The organism is Gemmatimonadota bacterium, assembly GCA_016712265.1.
Classification (GTDB): domain Bacteria; phylum Gemmatimonadota; class Gemmatimonadetes; order Gemmatimonadales; family Gemmatimonadaceae; genus RBC101.
In genome coordinates this window covers 1,555,540-1,573,148 of sequence record JADJRJ010000028.1, presented here as the reverse complement: position 1 = coordinate 1,573,148, position 17,609 = coordinate 1,555,540, and the positions used below count along the sequence as shown (strand labels likewise).

Below are 17,609 nucleotides of genomic sequence, written 5' to 3'. Positions count from 1 at the left end.
CGGGCCGCCGCCTGGGCGACGCGGGACCGACCGTTAGTCGTGCAGGTGCTCCACCAGGGCGCCCGTGGTCTGGCGCAACAGCTGGGCGATCGCCTCGGCGATCATCAACGCATACTTGAGCGCGAGATCCGGACGCGCCTCGCTCATCCGCTCGAAGTCTTCCCGCGTGAGGATCAACAGCTCCGTCGGCTCCAGCGCGACGGCCGTGGCGGAGCGAAAGGTCCCGTCAATCAGGGACATCTCGCCAACCATCTTGCCGGCGCCGAGTTTGGCCATTCGGTGCAAGGTGCCGTTGGAGTCGGTCTTGCGGATCTCCAGCGAGCCGTCCACGACGATCGCGACGAAGGCATCCTGGTCGCCCTCGTGAAACAGCGGCGCCCCCTCGCGCAGGCGGTAGAGGCGCAGGTACTCCCCGATCCCCTCCTCTTCCTTCCAGCTGAGCCGGTGCGCCCAGGGGGTCGTCTCGAGCAGGTCGGCGCACTGTCGGGCCGACGTCGCGACGAAGTCCGCCCCCCGTGCCTTGAGGGACATGGCAGCGCTGGGGCGCGGCGGGACGATGGATACGCGAGACATCGTGGGGAGTATCGGCGGGACGGACTGAGGCGACACTCCAAGGGCACAACAACTGCGAGAAGCACGAGGAGCACGGGCGGCACGAGCGGCACGCGTCGCACGCGTCCCGTGCTGCCCTGATCTCGTGCTGCCCGTGCTGCGCCGTGGCAGTTCCCCTATCGGGCTGCCAGCATGCGTTCCAGGTCCGCCAGCAGCTTCAGGGACGCCTCCCGCACAGCCGTCGTCGGGAGGCGGTCGACGTCATCGACCGTCTGCATCATCTGGGTGAGTCGCTGCGTCAGTTGGGACCACGGCTGCGTTGGCTGTCCGCGGGTCCGTGCGGCGGACAGGCCATCGCTGGCGCGGTTGACGCCGTCCCACAGTCGCCAGGCGAGGTTGCTTTGCGACCGCACGTCGATCGGCGAGCTCTTGACGCGAGGGTCCAGGCGAACGCCGAGGGGCTGCGTCATGACCTGCCCGTCCACCGTGAGGCGCACCGTGTAGCGCCCGGGGGCAACGAACGGCCCCAGCGGTTCGGGGACCGTCTGCCCGGGGATGGCGCTGATCGGGAAGGAGAAGGACAGCGCCCGGGGACGTGGATACCTCAAGTCCCAAACGAAGCGATGCAAACCGGCCTCGGGGTTCAGCACCGGCGACGGTCGCACCCACCAATCCGGCCAGTGGCCCTCGGCGCGCGGATCGGGGTCCGGGTTCACCCCCTTCGAGTAACTGCGGACGACCTTCCCGGTCGCATCGAGGATCTCCAGCGCGAGTGATGAAGCTGGCGAGGCCAGGTGATAGTGGAGGACGGCGCCATCGGGTGGGTTGAGTGCACGCGGTTCGTCTGGCGGAAGCGGCGTGTCCGTGTACATCGAATACCGCACGCGCGTGGCCAACTGCGGGGCAAACAAATGCGCCGGTTTCCCCGTGGGATTGGACGCCATTTCGCGGAGTGGCGTGATGTCGTCGAGGATCCAGAAGCCACGCCCATGCGTCCCCACCACCAGGTCATCGTCCTTGATGACGAGGTCGCGGATCGACGTCGCAGGCATGTTCACCCGCAGCGACTCCCACGAGTCCCCGTCGTTGAACGAGACCCAGACCTGCGTTTCCGATCCGGCGAAGAGCAGGCCGCGTCGCTTGGGGTCCTCGCGGACCACGTTGATCGTCGCCCCGCTGTCGATTCCGGTCACGATGCGCGTCCACGACTTCCCTCCGTCGCGAGTGCGATAGATGTGGGGCCGCAGGTCATCGAGGCGGAGCGTGTTAACGGCCGCGTACGCGGTAAGGGTATCAAAGTGGCTCGCGTCCATCAGCGAGACCTTGGCCCACGGGACCAACGCCGGCGGCGTCACGTTGGTCCAGCTCCGCCCACCGTTGAACGTCACATGAATCAGTCCGTCGTCACTCCCGGCCCAGATGATGCTCTCCTTCCGGTAGGACGGCGCGATGGTGTACACCACCCCCGCGTGTCGCGCCGTCGCGCTGCGCTCGCGGGCGTACTTGCCCACGCTCGCCGGAACGATCGAGTCCTTGCGTGTGAGGTCCGGCGAGATCTCCCGCCAGTTGTTGCCGCCGTCGATCGTCTCCCAGATCGTGTTGGCCCCGAAGTAGAGCTTGCGGGGATTCACCGGGGAGAACAGGATCGGCGCGGTGCGCAGCATGCGATAGTTGGGGTCACGGAAGGGCTTCGGCGCCACGTTCTGCGTCTGCCCCGTGCGGTAGTCGAAGCGGGTAACCTTGCCGCCGTACATGATGTTCGGGTCCAGCGGGTCCGGGGCGACATACCCGTACTCCTCGACGCCCACCGGTCGCCACTCACGGAACGTGATCTGCCCATCGTTCCCGCGGCTCTGCACGCAGGCCGACCCCGACTCTTGCTGCCCGCCGCAGACGCGGTAGGGCCACGAATGGTCGGTCGTGACGTGGTAGAGCTGGGCGGTCGGCTGGTTGTACCAGGAACTCCAGCTTTCGCCACCGTTCACCGTGATGATCGCCCCCTGGTCCGCGGCAATCAGGATGATCTTCGGATCGTTGGGGTTGATCCAGATGCGGTGGTAGTCGTCGCCCCCGGGCGCCCCCCGGATCATCGTCCAGGTCGCCCCGGCGTCCTGCGACTTCCAGGTCACGATGCTCCCGCTGTACACCACATTCGGATTCCAGGGGTCCACCTTCACCTCGGCGAAATCCGAGCCGCGGTTGTGCACCCGCTCGTCGGTGGACGTCTTCACCCACGAGCCGCCCGCGTCGTCGGTCCGGTAGATCCCGCTCTTGTCGCCCGCATCAATCGTGACAAAGAGGCGCGACGGACGAGACGGTGCGATCGCGATCCCGATGCGGCCAAGCCCTTCTTCGAACGTCGGGAGGCCGTTCATGATGCGTTGCCACGTGTCGCCGCCGTCCGTGGACTTGAAGAGCCCGGTACCCGGCCCCTGCCAGACCCCATTCTCCCAGGGCCCCTGGCGGCTCTCCCACAGGGCGGCATACAGCGTGTTGGGATCGTCCGGGGCCATCACCACGTCAATGGCGCCGGTGTTCTCGTCGGGACCGAGCACCTTGCGGAAGGAGCGGCCCCCGTCGACCGATCGATACAACCCACGCTCGGCATTTGGCCCGTAGGGGTGCCCCAACACGGCCACGAACAGACGATCGGGGTTGCGCGGATCCACGACAATTTGCGGGATCTGTTGCCCGTCGCGCAGCCCGAGGTGCTGCCAGCTCTTGCCGCCGTCGGCAGACTTGTAGATCCCGTTCCCCGTGGAGAGGTCAGGGCGCTGGAGTCCCTCGCCCGACCCCACGTAGAGGATGTTCGGGTCCGACGGAGCCACGGCAATCGCGCCAATGCTCCCGGACGACTCGCGGTCGAAGATCGGGTTCCAGGTGCGGCCGAAGTCGGTCGTCTTGAAGACGCCGCCGTTCACCACCCCGATGTAGAAGGTGTTGGGTTGCTGCGGCACCCCCACCGCCGCCTTGGTGCGCCCGCCACGGAACGGGCCGATATGACGCCACTGGAGTTCGCGGAAGAGCGTGGAACGCTGGGCAGCCACGTCGCACACGGGCGAGGCCGCAAGGAGGCCCAGGAGCAGAGATCGGAGGCGCATGTCGGGGTTCGGTGACGGACGCTGGGAAATAGCGCCCGGCGTCGGTGACCGATAGCGTGATTCACCCGACCCGCCGCCCCAGCGCACCCGCGCGGCCGTGCGTGTCCCTCAGGAGCGCGCGACGATCTCCGTCTTGAGCCGGCGCAGGGCCTGGCGCGCGCCCTCGGCCTCTCGCGTCGAGGGAAACCGGTCGATCAGTCGGCGCAGCTCGGGAAACGCCTGCTCCGGTCGAGCCAACGGTCCCAGTCGCAGGTCGATCAGGCGCTGGGTGCAATACAGCTCCAGGTCCGGATGGCCTGTCAGGCGACGCGCCTCCAGGTATAACGCTTCCGCTCGCCCGTGCATCGCCTGACGCATGCAGAGGTCACCGAGTGCCACCCGAAGGCGCGGGTCCCCGGGAGTGCGGACCAGCGCGGCGTCGAACCAGGCCACTGCACCCTGGACATCGTCCGACGCCTCGAGCGCCAGCGCCTGCGAGAACTCGCGCTCGAACGGCGTGGACTTTCCCGATGGCTGCACGAAGGCGAGCATCGCCGCTCCACTCCCCCGCGCAATCCCGATCGACAGCCGAAACACCGCGTAGCCTGCCGTGGTCCCGCCAACAACCGCCGCGAGAGGGAGCCACCACCCGCGCAGCCCCACCAGGTAGGCAACGCCCCCGACGATCGGGCCGAACACAACCCCGATGACCGCGCTATACACGCGCGCGCTCACCTCGGCTCGGTCAAAGGTTGTCGATCGCATAGTCGGTTGAAGGGAGGACGCGGGTCCGGCGGTGTTGGTCAAAGCCGAACACGCCCTGTGCCTGGACGACGAACGTCCCCTCAGCCGGCCGCAGCCCCCGGCGCCGGGAGTCGCTCCGGGCGCGTCGCGATGGTCATCGCCGTCATCTGCGCGGTCGCGTTCAAGGTGGTCTTGAGCACATCCGGAAGCGCATCGAGCGCGATGAGGACCCCGACCCCCTCCGCCGGCAACCCCACCTGGACCAGGATCGGGGTGATGATGAACAGGCTCCCGCTCGGGATCCCCGGCACCGAAAAGCTTAACGCGGCGGCGGCCACGCCGATGGTGAGCACCGAGGACAGCGGGAAGTCGATGCCGTACAGTTTGGCGAGGAACAGCCCGCCGACGATCCACGAGACGGTCAGGTTGAGCCGGAAGGTGGAGACGCAGAACGGGATGACGAACCCCGCTCCGGCGGGCGACACCCCGAGTTTTTGCGTCGCGGCCTCGATCATGACGGGAATGGCGGCCAACGTACTGCGCGTCCCCGCGGCGATCGCTTGCGCCGGCAGGATGGCGCGCGCGAACACCCCGATCGGCACCCCGGTGAACAGAAACGCGATCACGTACATCACGAGGATCGCGACCACGAGCAGCCCGAGCAGGGTGGCGAAGTAGAAGCCCACCGCCCCGGCCGCTCCCACCCCGAGGCGCACCCCAAGGGAGACGGCGAGTGCGCCGATGCCTAACGGTGCGAGCGCGAGTACCCAGCGCACCATCACCATCATCGCTTCGGAGACGCCACGAAAGAAGGCGGCCACCGTCTCGCGCTCACGCTCCCCGAGCAACCGGATCGCCATGGCAAAGGCGATCGTGAACACGATGAGCGGCAGCATCGCCCCGTCCACCGCCGCCTTCACCGGGTTCACCGGAACCAAGCTCGTCACCCAGGAGACAAATGAGGGGATCTCAGGCGCGCTCGCCGCGCCTCCGGCCACCGAGTCCCGGAGCCGCTGGGCGGCGGCGGCATCCACCGTGAACGCCCGGTAGATCGGCGGCGCCAGCACCGCGGTCAGGCTCATGATGGCCACCAACATCGCGCTCATGACCAACAGGACACGCCCCCCAAGACGCCCGACCTCCGCACCAGCCCGACTCTGCGTCACCCCCGTGATCAGCAACGAGGTGACCAGCGGGATCACGGTCATCCGGATCGAGTTGACCCAGAGGGTCCCCACGGGGTCGGTGATGCTCAGCAGGCCGGACGCCGTCGGCGGGCTCACGGCGTTCAGCGCCGCACCAATGGTGAAGCCAATCAGCAGGGCCGCGACCGCGCGGATCCCCTCGGCACTGGAATTGGACGACGTGGGAGAGCTCACCCGGCAAGGCTACGACGCACGCCAGCTTTGGGCAAGCGTCGTCCGCGCGTGTGCTGACTGGCCACGTGCCGACTCCGGCTCTGGATGCGCCATCGCCGTGCTGGCTGCCCCGGGGACCGTGGGCCAGGCCCAGCGAGCTACTTGAGCATCAGGGGTTGGGTCCAGGCCATGTCCCCATTGGACTCGATGACCCGGGCCCGCACATACCCCTCGTCGCCCCGCACGCGGTACGTCGCCTGCGGCTCCGCCGTCTCCTGCAACACGCGGCCGCCGCGCCCGATGAACTGGATCCGGTACTTGCTGTACGTCGTTGGCTTGACGGCCACCGTCACCGCCGTCGGCGTCGCGCTGAGCTCGGCCAACTCCACGCCGGTGGACGCATAGAAGTCGCCGCGTTCGATGGCACCGAGGAGCGCACGCGGGGTGAGGGTGTCCGCGCGCACGTGGATCCATCCCTTGCCCGGGCGGGAGGCGGTGCGGTCGTCGTGGCGCTTGAAGTGGTGGGCGTCGTCGACGGCCATGCCGTACAGTAGCACGCCTCGTGACAGAATAGCGTCCCACATTTCTTCCAACGATGGCTTGCCGCCGCCGCCGACATTGTTCACCATCGGATGGCCGTTGTAGATCTCGAACAAGCGGTTGTTGCGCACCTGGGCCAGCTCATCCGCCGAGAGGGCCCAGCCAAAGTTGGGATGGTTGATGCTGGGGACGCCGTTCGCCGCACGGATAGCGTCCACATCGCGCTGGACCGCTTCGACGGCACTCGCCCCGCCCTGCGGCCGGACCAATCGGGACACGTCAAGCGCATTGATGTGCAGTGGCCGGTCCCCAAACCGATCCGTCACCTCTTCGCCGCGCACGACGAGGAACTGGTTGTCCAGGCCATGGACGGCATTCAACCCGTCCACGGTGGTCAGGACGTTGTGGTCCGTCAGCGCGACAAAATGATATCCGTGCGCCCGATACCACTTCACCACATCATCCGGGTGCGAATCCCCATCGCTGTTCAGCGTGTGGGTATGCGTATTCCCCTTGTACCAGCGCGCGCCCTGCGGTTGCGGTCGGGTGCTGTCGATCCGGACGAGGCCCAGGGTGCCCGTCACCACGAACAGCACCGGGAGCAGCCGGCGGGCGATCCGCGGGGCGACCACCTAACGCTTGCTCCCCAGGCCGGCGATGAATCCCACCCGCCAGGTGAGGAACTGCGTCTGGCTCTCGATCGGGGTGATCAACGGCGTCTGGCCGGGCCGATCCACGATCCCGCCTTCACGGAGGTACTGGCCCTTGCCGCCGTTGTGGTAGCGCACCCCGATATCGAGCGCCGCCTCGCGCGTGCGCCCGAGCGGGATGTAGAAGCCCCCCCCGCCAGTGGTGGCGAAGACGAAGTCGTCAAAATTCTTCGTGTCGGCAAACGAGCTGTTGTTGTTGTCCGATCCTTCCACCGAGGACTCGGTGAACAGGTACGAAAAGCCGACCCCGCCGCTGACGTAGGGCCGCACGGGACCCGACGGCGCAGTAAGCTGCGGCCCGAACCCGAGGAACACGATGTTGTTGGACGTGGTGACGTCCACCGAGATGCGTCCCACGGTCGAACTGAGGGGGACCCGGATCGTCTCGCGACCGTACTGGAGGAACCCGCCCTCGATCCCTAACGAGAAGATCCCCCGCGGATCGACCTTCCAGCGGCCGGTCCCGTCGACGCCGAATCCCTGGTTGACGTAGCGACCGAAGTCACCGGAAGGCCGGCCGTATACGGCGCCCGCTCCGCCAAAGACCGGGGACGACCGCGGCCCACCTTCGCGGCGCCGTTCGTCACCCCCACCCACGGTGAATACCTGTGCCTGTGCCACGGTCCCGGTAAAGGCCAACAGGCCGAGCGCACGAAAGATCGTCGTTTTCCCCATGATCATCACATTGCCGAAGTGCTGGGTTGTACGCCACTGCCCGACCCGGGTTTCAACGGTAACGATGCCCCTTAGCTTCCGGCGTCCCCCACCATGCGTCCCGTGTACCCGATCTCCGCCGAAGACGTCGCTGCGGCCCGCGCCCGCATCGCCCCCTTCATGTCACCGTCGCCCGTGCGCTCGTATCCCCTCCTCGACGCGTGGGTGGGACATGGGATCCGGGTGAGCGTGAAGCACGAGAACTTCAACCCGACCGGGTCGTTCAAGGTGCGCAACGGCCTCTCCTTCATGACCGCGCTACCACCCGACGAGCGCGCCCGCGGGGTCGTCGCCGCCACCCGTGGCAATCATGGATTGGGGATCGCGTTTGCCGGCCGCGCCCTTGGTATCCCGGCGACCATCTGTGTGCCCCATGGCAACAACCCGGACAAGAACGCCGGGATTCGCGCTCTGGGTGCCACCCTCGTCGAGGAAGGCACCGACTACGATGCCTCGATCCAGGCCGCGACGCGCGTGCAGCGCGAGACAGGCGCCGCCCTTGCCCATTCGACAAACGACGTGAAGGTGCTTGCCGGGGCGGCAACCCTCTCCTTCGAGTTCCTGGAAGCCGTCCCGGACCTCGATGCCATGGTCATCTCGATCGGCGGCGGATCCCAGGCCGTGGGGGCCCTCGTCGCCGCGGCGGCGCTCGGCCGCCGCATGACCGTCCACGGGGTGCAGGCCGCGGGCGCGCCCGCAACCCACGATTCCTGGCATGCCCGCGAGATGCGCACCACGGAACGCGCGGAGACCTTCGCCGACGGCCTCGCCACGCGCAGCGCTTATGCGTTGACCTTCCCGGCGTTGGTGCAGGGACTCGCCGGGTTCGTGGCCGTCAGCGACGCAGCGATCGCGGACGCCCTGCGCGCGCTCTTGTCGACGACCCACACACTCGTGGAGGGCGCCGCCGCGGCCGCCCTCGCCGGGATCAAGCACCTCGCGCCGACGTTGGCCGGGCAACATGTCGGCCTGATCATCAGTGGCGGCAACATCGATGAAGCGACGCTGCGGAGGGTGCTTCTGCGGGAGATCTAGGAAGAGCGCGCGACTCGGACGGCGGGCACACCAAGGGCTGCAGTACGAGCAGGACGCGCGGCACGAACGGCACGGGACGCACGCTTCACGTGCTGCCCAAGCCACGTGCTGCCCGTGCTTCGCTGTGGCAGTTACATCCGCCGCGCCCGGCTAACGAATTGACCCAGCTGCAGCCGTTGGTCCCCCCTCGCCGCACGTCCCCGCCAGCGCCATCACGCGCTCCCGCAGGATCCCTGGTGGCTGGGCCGGTGGCGCCGCGTACGCCAGGAGTGCGGTCACCTGCGACAGGATGGCCACCTCGTGAGCGATTTCGACATCTCGCCAGACCAGGCGTTCAAACGCTGCCCGTTCCCCGGGGTCCAAGGCCCCCAGCACGTAGGCCGCCGCATCCGCGCGTTGCACCAGGGGCCTCACGGGGGACCTCCGAGCAGCGGGCCCAACACCCCGCGCAACTTCTCCATCCCGGCGCGCATGCGGGTCTTGACAGTGCCTAACGGTTCATTGAGCCGCTCGGCAATCTCGCTTTGGGAGAGCCCACCAAAGTACGCGAGTTCGAGGGCCAGGCGTTGTGGTGCGGGCAGCTCCTCCAGCGCACGGCGCACGAGATGTTGCGCCTCGGACTGCTCCGCCCCCCGATCGGCCAGCTCGGCGCCCGTCCCCAGCCCCGGGGCAGACCCCGCGTCCGCCAGCGCCCCGGCTCGATCCAGCATCCGCGCCCGACGCTTGTGTGAGCGAATCAGGTCCAGTGCTCGGGTCCGGACGATGGTCGAGATCCACGCGACCACACTGCCACGCCCAGGGTCAAAGTTGGCGGCGGTCCGCCACACCTGGCTAAATGCGTCGGCGACCACCTCTTCGGCGTCGGGCCCATCACGCAGGATCGCGGCCGCCAAGGCATACGCCATGCCGCCATGGCGATCGTACAACTCGGCCAGTCCGCGCTCGTCGCCCGCCACGAGACGGGCGACCGCGGCAAGGTCGGCCTGGTTCGCGAGCGGGGTCATGCGGAGCGTGGCATCGCCGACAAGGTGCGGCCGTTGCCGCGCACCCGCAACACGAGGGGCAGACCGCGGTGGATCATCGCGTGGCACGAATGAAGGCGGCATGGTTACCACCCCTACGCCCCTGCGGCCGCGACGGATTGCTCAGTTTACCTGCGGGGCACGCATGGCATCACGCACCAGGTCCCGAAGCCGGTCGAGTGTGAACGGCTTTTCCAGGAAGACGCGGGTGCTCCCTTCCCGTCCGGCCAGCGGCACGCGCGGATCGACGAAGCCGGACATGAGGATGACCGCCAACCCTGGCAGCTCGCCCTCGAGCATGGTCGCCAGTTCGCGACCGTCCATCCCAGGCATCACGACATCGGTCAGCAGGAGCGTCGGGGTGAGTCCGCGTTCGCGCACCTCCACGAGCGCCGCATGGGCGTTGGGAGCCTCCACGACGTGGTATCCGGCCCGCACGAGGGTGCGACGCGTCAGCTGCCGCACCAGGTCTTCATCCTCCACCAGGAGGATACTCCCCTGCCCGTCCCCTCCAGCGATGCGTGCCGGGGTGCGGGATCGGGACAGAAGCGAGGGCTCGGCGATCCGCGGAAAGAAGAGACGGCAGGTCGTCCCCTCACCGGGTGACGAATCCAGCCACATGAAACCACCGCTCTGCTTCACGATCCCGTAGACGGTGGGGAGCCCCATCCCCGTACCATGTTTCTGGCCCTTGGTCGTGAAGAACGGCTCCATCGCCCGACGCAGCGTCTCGTCGTCCATCCCCGTCCCCGTGTCGCGTACCTCCAGCAGGACGTATCCCCCGGCGGGCATCGGGTGAAGCCGCTCGGTCGCCGTGTCATCGAGGTCGGCGTCTTCCACCGTCACGTGGACCTCTCCACCCCCCGGCATCGCCTCGATCGCATTGCACACCAGCTGGCGGACTGCTGCGGCAAGTTGGACCTGATCCACCACCACACCGCCGGCCACCCGGGTGTGGCGCGTCAGGCGAACGCCCGGCCCAGCGAGGCGCGCGAGGTCGTCCCAGACCAGGTCGAGGACACGATCGAGGTGCGTCGCCCGCGGGTGCAGGACGAGCTGGCGACTGAACGCCAGCAGCTGGTGGGTCAGGACCGCCGCGCGCCGAGCCGCATCCGAGATCTCGGCGATCTCGACACGCAGCTCGCCGTCAACACCGCGTTCGAGGATCCCCTCCGCGTTCCCCGCGATGACCGTGAGGAGGTTGTTGAAGTCGTGGGCCACCCCACCGGCAAGCCGCACCATGGCCTCGACCTTTTCGGTGACGCGGGCGATCGTCTCCGCACTCGCCTCGGTGGCATCGTGTGAGGCGTCCCCGGGGATCGTGACTGGGGTCATTCCGGGCGAGTGGGCGAGGGATGGGGAGCTGCGGATTGCTCCCGTCCTTAACTTTCGGCTCTCCCGCGCCCCCGGACTGTGACACACCGCACAACCGATGAACCGGTACGCCTCGACAAGTGGCTCTGGGCCGCGCGTTTCTTCAAGACGCGCGCCCTGGCCGCTGAGGCGATCGACAAGGGACACGTCGACGTCAACGACGACAAGGCCAAGCGCGCACGCGCCGTGCACGTGGGAGACCGAGTTACGGTGCGACGCCCGCCGTTCGAACACCGGATGGTCGTCGTGGGGGTCAGTGACCAGCGCGGCCCGGCGACGGTGGCGGCGACGCTGTATGAGGAAACCGCGGAGAGCCGGGCGCGCCGCGAGGTGACGGCGGCGCAGCTGCGCGCCGCAGGCCCGGTGGCCGAGGGGCGACCCACCAAGCGGGATCGACGCGAGATGGACCGCTGGCGCGGGCGCGCCTAACGATCCGCCAGGGTCCGGAGGGTCGCGCGGTCCAGGCGATGCCCGCCCGCAAACTCTGTGATGCGGGCGGTCACACCGCCCGCGGCAAACCGTTCGACCTGCCGATCGAGCGCGATCCACGCGCGGAACTCGTCGCGCGCGCCCACCACGAGGTCTACGCCGTCGCGCGGCCAACGATCCCCGGTGACGACCAGGTCGACGTCCGTCGGCAGTTCACCGGCCCAGCAGACCACCCGATCCACCCGGGTACGTCCCTGCGCCACCCATCGGGCGACGGTGGTCACCCCCTGCGAGAACCCCAAGACCACGAGCCGCGCGCCGGGGCGTCGCGTCGCCTCCACCACGTCATCGAGGTAGTCGACATAGTCCGCGATCTCCGCCCGCCGATGCTCACGCGTCATCCAGGTGGTGCCCACCGGCACCGTTCCGTGCGACCCCTGGTGTCCCTCGGGGACTTTGTAGAAGCGGTTGAGCGCCTCCGGGGCCACGACGGCCCGCGTCGGCCCCACCAGTCCGTCGCACGCCGGCAGGAACTCCGCGACCAACTGTCCGTAGCCGTGAATCACCAGCCACACCTCATCGGCGGTGGCCAAGTCGCCGAGCGTGCCGACCCGCGCGCGGCGCTTCACAACCACATCCATCCAGTTCATGGGGCCTGCCCGGGGCGTACGAGGAGACGTTGCCCCGCCACAATACGCGGCGCACCGAGGGCGTTCCAGGCCAGCAGCGAATCCGTCGTGGTCCCGTAACGTCGCGCGATCAACTCCAGCGCCTCACCCGGCTGCACCAGGTGGTAGGTCGCGCGACGCGCCGCCGCGCTCGACACCTCGACGGCCCGTCGCTCTGCCTCGCCCGCTGCGCGGAGTTGGCCTATCCGGTCGCGCATCGTGTCGAGGACCGCGCGCATCGCGGGAGCGTCTGCGCTGCCCACGTCGAGCTCCACCCGCTGCGTCCCGCTCGCAAGCTCCACGCGAAGGCCGCCGCCCCGCGTGGGCGCCTCCCGCACCCCCGTGGCGCGCGCAAACCGGAACGAGGCATCCACCACCTCGAACGGGCCCGGGGTACGGTGGAGCAGCGGCTCAGGGGGAATCCCCACGAACAGCACCCGCCGATCCGTCGCCGCCAGCACCCCGTGCGTGCCCCGGAAGAAGTCCCACCACAGGCGCTGCGCTACAGGCACCTCGGCCAGGACCACCTCCCCGGGCTCGAGCAACACCGTTCTCTCGGCGACCGCAAGGCGCCGTGTCGCGCCCGCATCGCCCCGGCCATGATCGATCACCCACCAGCCCACGCTCATCACGCCGGCAACAAGGAAGAGCCAGCCGATGGGCGCGAGCCATCCGGCCGTCACCGAGCGCCGCACGAGTACCGCGCTGCCGCCCCGCGTCCTCATCGCGGCGGGGGACGGCGCTGCGACCTCGGCCGAGCCTCGCGTGCGGCCACAGCGATCGAATCGAATCGACGGCGCTGGTCCACCGTCAGCAGAGCGCGCGCTTCACTCCGAGCGACGTCGTTGTTCACGCGGATCGAGTCGACAAACGGCCGCGCCCAGGTGTTGAAGCGTTGCAGCGCTTCCTCATCGCGCCGTCGCAAGCGTTCGCGGTCTCCCAGGTCGATTCCGGCCAGTTCCCGCAGGGAATCCAGCCGGGTCATGAACGGCTTGTTTTGCAGTCGCAGGAGCCGCCGGATTTCCATGAGACGCTGCCTCTGCGCGTCCGTGAGATCCAGGGCGCGACCCGCCTCAATGAACGCGGACACCGGTTCACCATCGGACAGGTCCAACGTCATATGGCCGCGTGGCCCCTCGAACGACGGCGCCGCACCGCGCTGTGCGGCCGCGACGCCGGAGAAACCGGCGAGGATGAGGAAGCTGGTGGAGAGCGCGCGCATGTTACCTGGGAAGTCCGAGGGTGCCTTGGGGCCTTCAACCGCTCGACACCGTTCCCGTCGCGCGCCCTACCCGACTAGTGCTTCGCCCCGTCCGGCGCAGGAGCGGCATCATGCGATTCCGCAGCGGCCGGCGCATGGGCGGCGGTGGAACCCGGAGCCGTCTGGTCTCTGGGATCGCGGTAGGTGGTGGACTTGATGTACCCGGCCAGGAGGAAAGCGCCCACGGCCATGGCCGTGATCAATCCGGCGATCCCCCATCCCTGCGAAAAATCCGGCTTGCTCGTCTGGTTGCTCATCTGGGTCGTGTAGGGCCAGCCGGAAAACTAGCGGTCCGGGGGCACCGGGGTCGAGGGCACGGCGACGCTTTCCACCAGGGCGAGCAGCTCCGCCGCAGTTGAACGGCCCCGATCACGCGCATACCACGTCCTGACGCGCAGGTTGCGCTCGTCCTTGGGCAACGCCCGAAGCTCCGACAGGTAGAGCTGCTGCAGTTCCGCTGGGCGGGGGCCCCACCAACCCAGTTCACGATAGTCGGCGTCGTACACAATGACTACCGGAATCGAACGCGTCCCATTCGTCAGGTGGGCGTCCATCAGGTCGGGATTCGCGTCGCGCCCGAGGATCCGCAATGTCGCACCAGGCATGCCCTCGACGAGTCGCGCGATCACCGGCAGGGTGTTGACCGCGTCACCGCACCAGTCCTCGGACAAAGCCAAGAGATGACGGGTCCCGCCCATTGAGGCGGCCCTCACTACAAACTCGTCCGGGACGCGGGCGGTTCGGTTCACCCCGCGCCAAAACTCCGTGTTCTTTTGCGTAGCTTCGATGTAATCAGCGATCGTTGCGGCGCTGGCGTACCGCTCGGCATTCATGGTCACACGGAATGAACCGGACGAGCCCGCCAGAGGTTCCGAGGAGATTTGCCCGGTCTCATGCGGACGCTTAAGGTTCGGATTCAGGTTGACGGAGTGTTCCCGGTGCGGCAGAGGCAGGATCCAGTGCGTGTGTTCCGGTGCGCGATGGCCGCGGCCCTGTTTTCTTTCGCGTCCTCCATGAGCGCCCAACGCCCTGCCTACCCGCCAACGCGGACCGTGGCCGTCGCCGACGATCTGCACGGCGTTCGGATCGCAGACCCGTATCGCTGGCTCGAGGAGCTCGGGAGCGCGGAAGCTGGCGCGTGGGTCGATGCCCAGAACGCCGTCACCGCCGCGTGGCTGGCCCGCACGCCGCGTGAGGAGTGGTCGCAGCGGCTGACATCGCTTTGGAACTCGCCTCGGGTCAGCGTTCCCGAGCGCCTGCGCAACGGGGTGTTGTTCTACCAGCGCAACTCGGGGTTGCAGCGGCAGGCGGAGGTCGTGGCGCAGTCGTCACCGGACACGCCGCCGAGGGTCGTCATCGACCCGGCGACGATCTCCCCCGACGGCTCCGTCGCGCTCGCGCAGTTTTCGCCGTCCCCGGATGCCCGGCACGTGGCGTACGGGCTCGCGGTGGGCGGGGCGGATTGGGAGGACGTTCACGTTCGGCGCGTGCGCGATGGGGTCGATCTTCCCGACACCCTGCGCTGGGTGCGCTTCAGCAACCTGTCGTGGACCCGCGATGGCCGTGGGTTCTTCTACTCCAGGTTCCCCGCACGCGACTCCTCCACGCGTCTGTCGGACGCGCTGGAACACCATCGGCTGTATTACCACCGCATCGGCACCTCGCAGGACGAGGATGTCCTGGTGTTCGAGCGACCAACGCAACCGCAGTGGTTCGTGCACGCCTCGACCAGTGAGGACGGCCGCTATCTGTTCATTTATTCCACGGCCGGGGCGGACACGCGCAACCGACTCGCGGTGGTCGACCTCGTCGACTCGCTGCGTCCACAGGTGATGCGCACGCCGCAAGTCCTGGTGGACGTCGACGATGGCGAATACACGGTCATTGGCAACGTCGGTCGCACGTTGTATGTCCGGACCGATCTCGGCGCCCCGCGACGCCGACTCATCGCCATCGATCTCGACCGGCCGCAGCGCGATGCCTGGCGCACGGTCATCCCCGAGGGGCCGCATGCGCTGGGCGAGATCGCCATGACCTCCACGGGCTTTGTCGTGAACCGGCTCGTGGACGTGGCGTCGGAGCTCGCGCTACACGCGCGAGACGGCCAGCGCACCGGGACCGTGCCACTGCCATCGTTAGGTACGGTGACCGCCCTGTCGGCGTCACGCCAGACGGCATCGTTCTACTACGCGTTCAGCGCCCCACTCATCCCGACGAACGTCTTTCGGTATGATGCCCGCGCGCGGAAGAGCGTGACCTTCCACGTGGCGACCACCCGACTGGACGCCGCGCGGTACCAGACGCAGCGGATCTTTGCGACGTCCGCGGACGGCACCCGTGTCCCGTTGTTTGTCACCTCGCGTCGCGACCTCCCGCGTGATGGCACGGCGCCCACGGTCCTCTATGCCTATGGCGGATTCGGCATCGCCGTGCCCCCCACCTGGAGCGCCGCGGCCGCGGCCTGGCTCGACCGCGGGGGGGTATGGGTGACGGCCAACCTGCGCGGCGGGAGCGAATACGGCGAAGCCTGGCACCAGGCGGGCACGCGCGCGAACAAGCAACGCGTCTTTGAGGATTTCATCGCGGCGGCCGAGCAGGTGGTGGCGGATCGCTGGACCTCCCCGGCGCACCTGGCGATCATGGGCGGCTCCAACGGCGGGCTGCTGGTGGGGGCCGTCATGACCCAGCGGCCGGAGCTGTTCGCCGCCGCACTCCCCCAGGTCGGGGTCCTCGACATGCTCCGATATCACCGCTTCACGGGTGGCGCCGCCTGGGCCAACGAGTACGGCTCCGCGGACGACCCCGAGGCCTTCCGCTGGCTGCACGCTTATTCCCCACTCCACCGCGTCGTCGCCGGAACCTGCTACCCGGCCACCATGGTGACCACGGCGGACCATGACGACCGGGTGGTCCCCAGCCATTCCTATAAATTCGCAGCAGCCCTGCAGGCCGCCCAGGGATGCGAGAAACCCATCCTGCTCCGCACGGAGCGCGACGGCTCCCACGGGTACCGCCCGACCGATCGCCAGATCGCCGAGTATGCCGACCTGTGGGCGTTCGCGTGGGCGGCCACCAGCGGCACCCGGTGACCCGCGTCCTCAGCACTTCACCAACGGTCCCCGACCCCGCCGTCGTCGCGGAGGCGGCGGCCGTCCTCCGGGCAGGCGACGTGGTGGCAATCCCAACCGAGACGGTGTACGGCCTCGCCGCAAATGCCACCGACACGGCGGCCGTCGAGAAGATTTTTGCCGCCAAGGGGCGCCCCTCCTGGAACCCGCTGATCGTACACATCGCCGACGCCGGAGCGCTCGACGTGGTCGCACGGAACGTCCCGGCACTGGCACGAACGTTGGCCGCACACTTCTGGCCGGGGCCCTTGACCATCGTCCTACCGCGGAGCCCAGCGGTGCCGGACGCCGTCACGGGGGGCCGCGACACGGTGGGGATTCGCATGCCGTCACATCCCGTCGCGCGTGCGATCATCCGCGCAGCTGGAGTGCCCGTCGCCGCACCGAGCGCGAATCGGTTCATGGAGGTCTCCCCCACAACAGCAGCCCATGTGTTGTCTGGATTGGGGGGCCGGATCCCGCTCGTCATCGATGCCGGCCCAACCGCCGTGGGGATCGAGTCGACCGTCATCGACCTCACCGTGTCTCCGCCGATGCTGCTCCGCCCCGGTGCGGTGACACGCGACCAACTCGAGCCGCTCACCGGACGGTTGGCCGCGCCCGCCACGGCGCTTGCGCCGGATGCCGTACGACCGGCCCCCGGCATGATGGATCGACACTATGCCCCCCGTGCGCGCCTTGTCCTCTTTGCCGCTCGGGACCTCGACGCCGTGCGCGCACGAGCCGACGCGTCGACGACCGCCGGCGAGCGGGTCGCCATCCTGACGCGTTCCCAGGAGGTCATCGGCCCCCACATCATCCGGATGCCCCTGGACTCGGCCGGGTACGCCGCACGGTTATACGAGGCCCTGCACGACCTGGATGCCGGCGGAGTGACCACCGCCTGGATCGAAGCGCTTCCTGACGATGACGCCTGGGAGGGGGTACGCGACCGTGTGCACCGTGCGACCGAGACCTGACGCACCGCGGGCAAAGGCGGCGGCAAGCGGCTGGC

Annotated in this window: 18 protein-coding genes; 4 read left to right on the top strand and 14 right to left on the bottom strand. The window is 68.5% G+C overall.

The genetic code is table 11. The features are described 5' to 3' along the window. Positions 1–33: 33 nt before the first annotated feature. The 6 genes from IPK85_13575 to IPK85_13550 form a co-directional block, all read right to left on the bottom strand. On the bottom strand, positions 34–573 hold the full coding sequence (locus IPK85_13575; protein MBK8248418.1) for a cyclic nucleotide-binding domain-containing protein: 540 nt from the start codon (positions 571–573) through the stop codon (positions 34–36). A gap of 155 nt (positions 574–728) precedes the next feature. Next, complete coding sequence (locus IPK85_13570) at positions 729–3,653, bottom strand: glycoside hydrolase (GenBank protein ID MBK8248417.1); 2,925 nt, start codon at positions 3,651–3,653, stop codon at positions 729–731. A 108-nt stretch (positions 3,654–3,761) separates the two neighbouring features. Beyond that, positions 3,762–4,397, bottom strand: a complete 636-nt coding sequence (locus IPK85_13565; GenBank protein ID MBK8248416.1) for a hypothetical protein — start codon at positions 4,395–4,397, stop codon at positions 3,762–3,764. 80 nt (positions 4,398–4,477) lie between these two features. Beyond that, positions 4,478–5,755, bottom strand: a complete 1,278-nt coding sequence (locus IPK85_13560) for a dicarboxylate/amino acid:cation symporter (protein ID MBK8248415.1) — start codon at positions 5,753–5,755, stop codon at positions 4,478–4,480. A 137-nt stretch (positions 5,756–5,892) separates the two neighbouring features. Further along, positions 5,893–6,906 (bottom strand): CehA/McbA family metallohydrolase, encoded by a 1,014-nt coding sequence (locus IPK85_13555; GenBank protein ID MBK8248414.1) that lies wholly within the window; start codon positions 6,904–6,906, stop codon positions 5,893–5,895. Further along, positions 6,907–7,659, bottom strand: a complete 753-nt coding sequence (locus tag IPK85_13550; GenBank protein MBK8248413.1) for a hypothetical protein — start codon at positions 7,657–7,659, stop codon at positions 6,907–6,909. It abuts the gene before it with no gap. Between the two features lie 93 nt (positions 7,660–7,752). Here IPK85_13550 and IPK85_13545 point away from each other — a divergent pair, with 93 nt between their 5' ends. Next, on the top strand, positions 7,753–8,733 hold the full coding sequence (locus IPK85_13545; protein ID MBK8248412.1) for a pyridoxal-phosphate dependent enzyme: 981 nt from the start codon (positions 7,753–7,755) through the stop codon (positions 8,731–8,733). A gap of 150 nt (positions 8,734–8,883) precedes the next feature. Here the strand turns inward: IPK85_13545 and IPK85_13540 are convergent, their stop codons facing one another. The 3 genes from IPK85_13540 to IPK85_13530 form a co-directional block, all read right to left on the bottom strand. Next, on the bottom strand, positions 8,884–9,147 hold the full coding sequence (locus tag IPK85_13540; protein MBK8248411.1) for a hypothetical protein: 264 nt from the start codon (positions 9,145–9,147) through the stop codon (positions 8,884–8,886). Next, entirely contained in the window at positions 9,144–9,737 is a 594-nt protein-coding gene (locus tag IPK85_13535; protein MBK8248410.1) for a sigma-70 family RNA polymerase sigma factor, read from the bottom strand. The genes IPK85_13540 and IPK85_13535 overlap by 4 nt, the downstream gene beginning before the upstream one ends. A gap of 141 nt (positions 9,738–9,878) precedes the next feature. Continuing rightward, positions 9,879–11,090 (bottom strand): response regulator, encoded by a 1,212-nt coding sequence (locus IPK85_13530; protein MBK8248409.1) that lies wholly within the window; start codon positions 11,088–11,090, stop codon positions 9,879–9,881. A gap of 78 nt (positions 11,091–11,168) precedes the next feature. Here IPK85_13530 and IPK85_13525 point away from each other — a divergent pair, with 78 nt between their 5' ends. Further along, positions 11,169–11,558: a hypothetical protein gene (locus IPK85_13525; protein ID MBK8248408.1), complete on the top strand. Its 390-nt coding sequence runs from the start codon at positions 11,169–11,171 to the stop codon at positions 11,556–11,558. On the opposite strand, the gene IPK85_13520 is transcribed toward IPK85_13525, so the two are convergent. The 5 genes from IPK85_13520 to IPK85_13500 form a co-directional block, all read right to left on the bottom strand. Beyond that, on the bottom strand, positions 11,555–12,208 hold the full coding sequence (locus tag IPK85_13520; protein MBK8248407.1) for a hypothetical protein: 654 nt from the start codon (positions 12,206–12,208) through the stop codon (positions 11,555–11,557). The genes IPK85_13525 and IPK85_13520 overlap by 4 nt on opposite strands. Continuing rightward, positions 12,205–12,444, bottom strand: coding sequence for a LysM peptidoglycan-binding domain-containing protein (locus tag IPK85_13515; GenBank protein MBK8248406.1), 240 nt, complete (start codon positions 12,442–12,444; stop codon positions 12,205–12,207). The genes IPK85_13520 and IPK85_13515 overlap by 4 nt, the downstream gene beginning before the upstream one ends. Positions 12,445–12,947: 503 nt before the next feature. After that, entirely contained in the window at positions 12,948–13,448 is a 501-nt protein-coding gene (locus IPK85_13510; protein ID MBK8248405.1) for a hypothetical protein, read from the bottom strand. Between the two features lie 74 nt (positions 13,449–13,522). After that, positions 13,523–13,744, bottom strand: coding sequence for a hypothetical protein (locus IPK85_13505; GenBank protein MBK8248404.1), 222 nt, complete (start codon positions 13,742–13,744; stop codon positions 13,523–13,525). Between the two features lie 27 nt (positions 13,745–13,771). Further along, complete coding sequence (locus IPK85_13500) at positions 13,772–14,320, bottom strand: thioredoxin family protein (protein MBK8248403.1); 549 nt, start codon at positions 14,318–14,320, stop codon at positions 13,772–13,774. 180 nt (positions 14,321–14,500) lie between these two features. On the opposite strand from IPK85_13500, the gene IPK85_13495 reads away from it, so the two are divergent. Both IPK85_13495 and IPK85_13490 read left to right on the top strand, forming a co-directional pair. Beyond that, positions 14,501–16,576 (top strand): S9 family peptidase, encoded by a 2,076-nt coding sequence (locus IPK85_13495; protein ID MBK8248402.1) that lies wholly within the window; start codon positions 14,501–14,503, stop codon positions 16,574–16,576. Next, positions 16,573–17,574: a threonylcarbamoyl-AMP synthase gene (locus IPK85_13490; protein MBK8248401.1), complete on the top strand. Its 1,002-nt coding sequence runs from the start codon at positions 16,573–16,575 to the stop codon at positions 17,572–17,574. Before IPK85_13495 ends, IPK85_13490 begins: the two co-directional genes overlap by 4 nt. The last annotated feature ends 35 nt before the right edge of the window (positions 17,575–17,609 follow it).

What these genes read in the sequence shown, in the direction of transcription:
- IPK85_13575 (MBK8248418.1), bottom strand. Translation starts at nt 573, where the DNA reads ATGTCTCGCGTATCCATCGTCCCGCCGCGCCCCAGCGCTGCCATGTCC.
- IPK85_13570 (MBK8248417.1), bottom strand. Translation starts at nt 3,653, where the DNA reads ATGCGCCTCCGATCTCTGCTCCTGGGCCTCCTTGCGGCCTCGCCCGTG.
- IPK85_13565 (MBK8248416.1), bottom strand. Translation starts at nt 4,397, where the DNA reads ATGCGATCGACAACCTTTGACCGAGCCGAGGTGAGCGCGCGCGTGTAT.
- IPK85_13550 (MBK8248413.1), bottom strand. Translation starts at nt 7,659, where the DNA reads ATGGGGAAAACGACGATCTTTCGTGCGCTCGGCCTGTTGGCCTTTACC.
- IPK85_13545 (MBK8248412.1), top strand. Translation starts at nt 7,753, where the DNA reads ATGCGTCCCGTGTACCCGATCTCCGCCGAAGACGTCGCTGCGGCCCGC.
- IPK85_13535 (MBK8248410.1), bottom strand. Translation starts at nt 9,737, where the DNA reads ATGACCCCGCTCGCGAACCAGGCCGACCTTGCCGCGGTCGCCCGTCTC.
- IPK85_13530 (MBK8248409.1), bottom strand. Translation starts at nt 11,090, where the DNA reads ATGACCCCAGTCACGATCCCCGGGGACGCCTCACACGATGCCACCGAG.
- IPK85_13520 (MBK8248407.1), bottom strand. Translation starts at nt 12,208, where the DNA reads ATGAACTGGATGGATGTGGTTGTGAAGCGCCGCGCGCGGGTCGGCACG.
- IPK85_13515 (MBK8248406.1), bottom strand. Translation starts at nt 12,444, where the DNA reads ATGCGCGACCGGATAGGCCAACTCCGCGCAGCGGGCGAGGCAGAGCGA.
- IPK85_13510 (MBK8248405.1), bottom strand. Translation starts at nt 13,448, where the DNA reads ATGCGCGCGCTCTCCACCAGCTTCCTCATCCTCGCCGGTTTCTCCGGC.
- IPK85_13505 (MBK8248404.1), bottom strand. Translation starts at nt 13,744, where the DNA reads ATGAGCAACCAGACGAGCAAGCCGGATTTTTCGCAGGGATGGGGGATC.
- IPK85_13500 (MBK8248403.1), bottom strand. Translation starts at nt 14,320, where the DNA reads ATGAATGCCGAGCGGTACGCCAGCGCCGCAACGATCGCTGATTACATC.
- IPK85_13495 (MBK8248402.1), top strand. Translation starts at nt 14,501, where the DNA reads ATGAGCGCCCAACGCCCTGCCTACCCGCCAACGCGGACCGTGGCCGTC.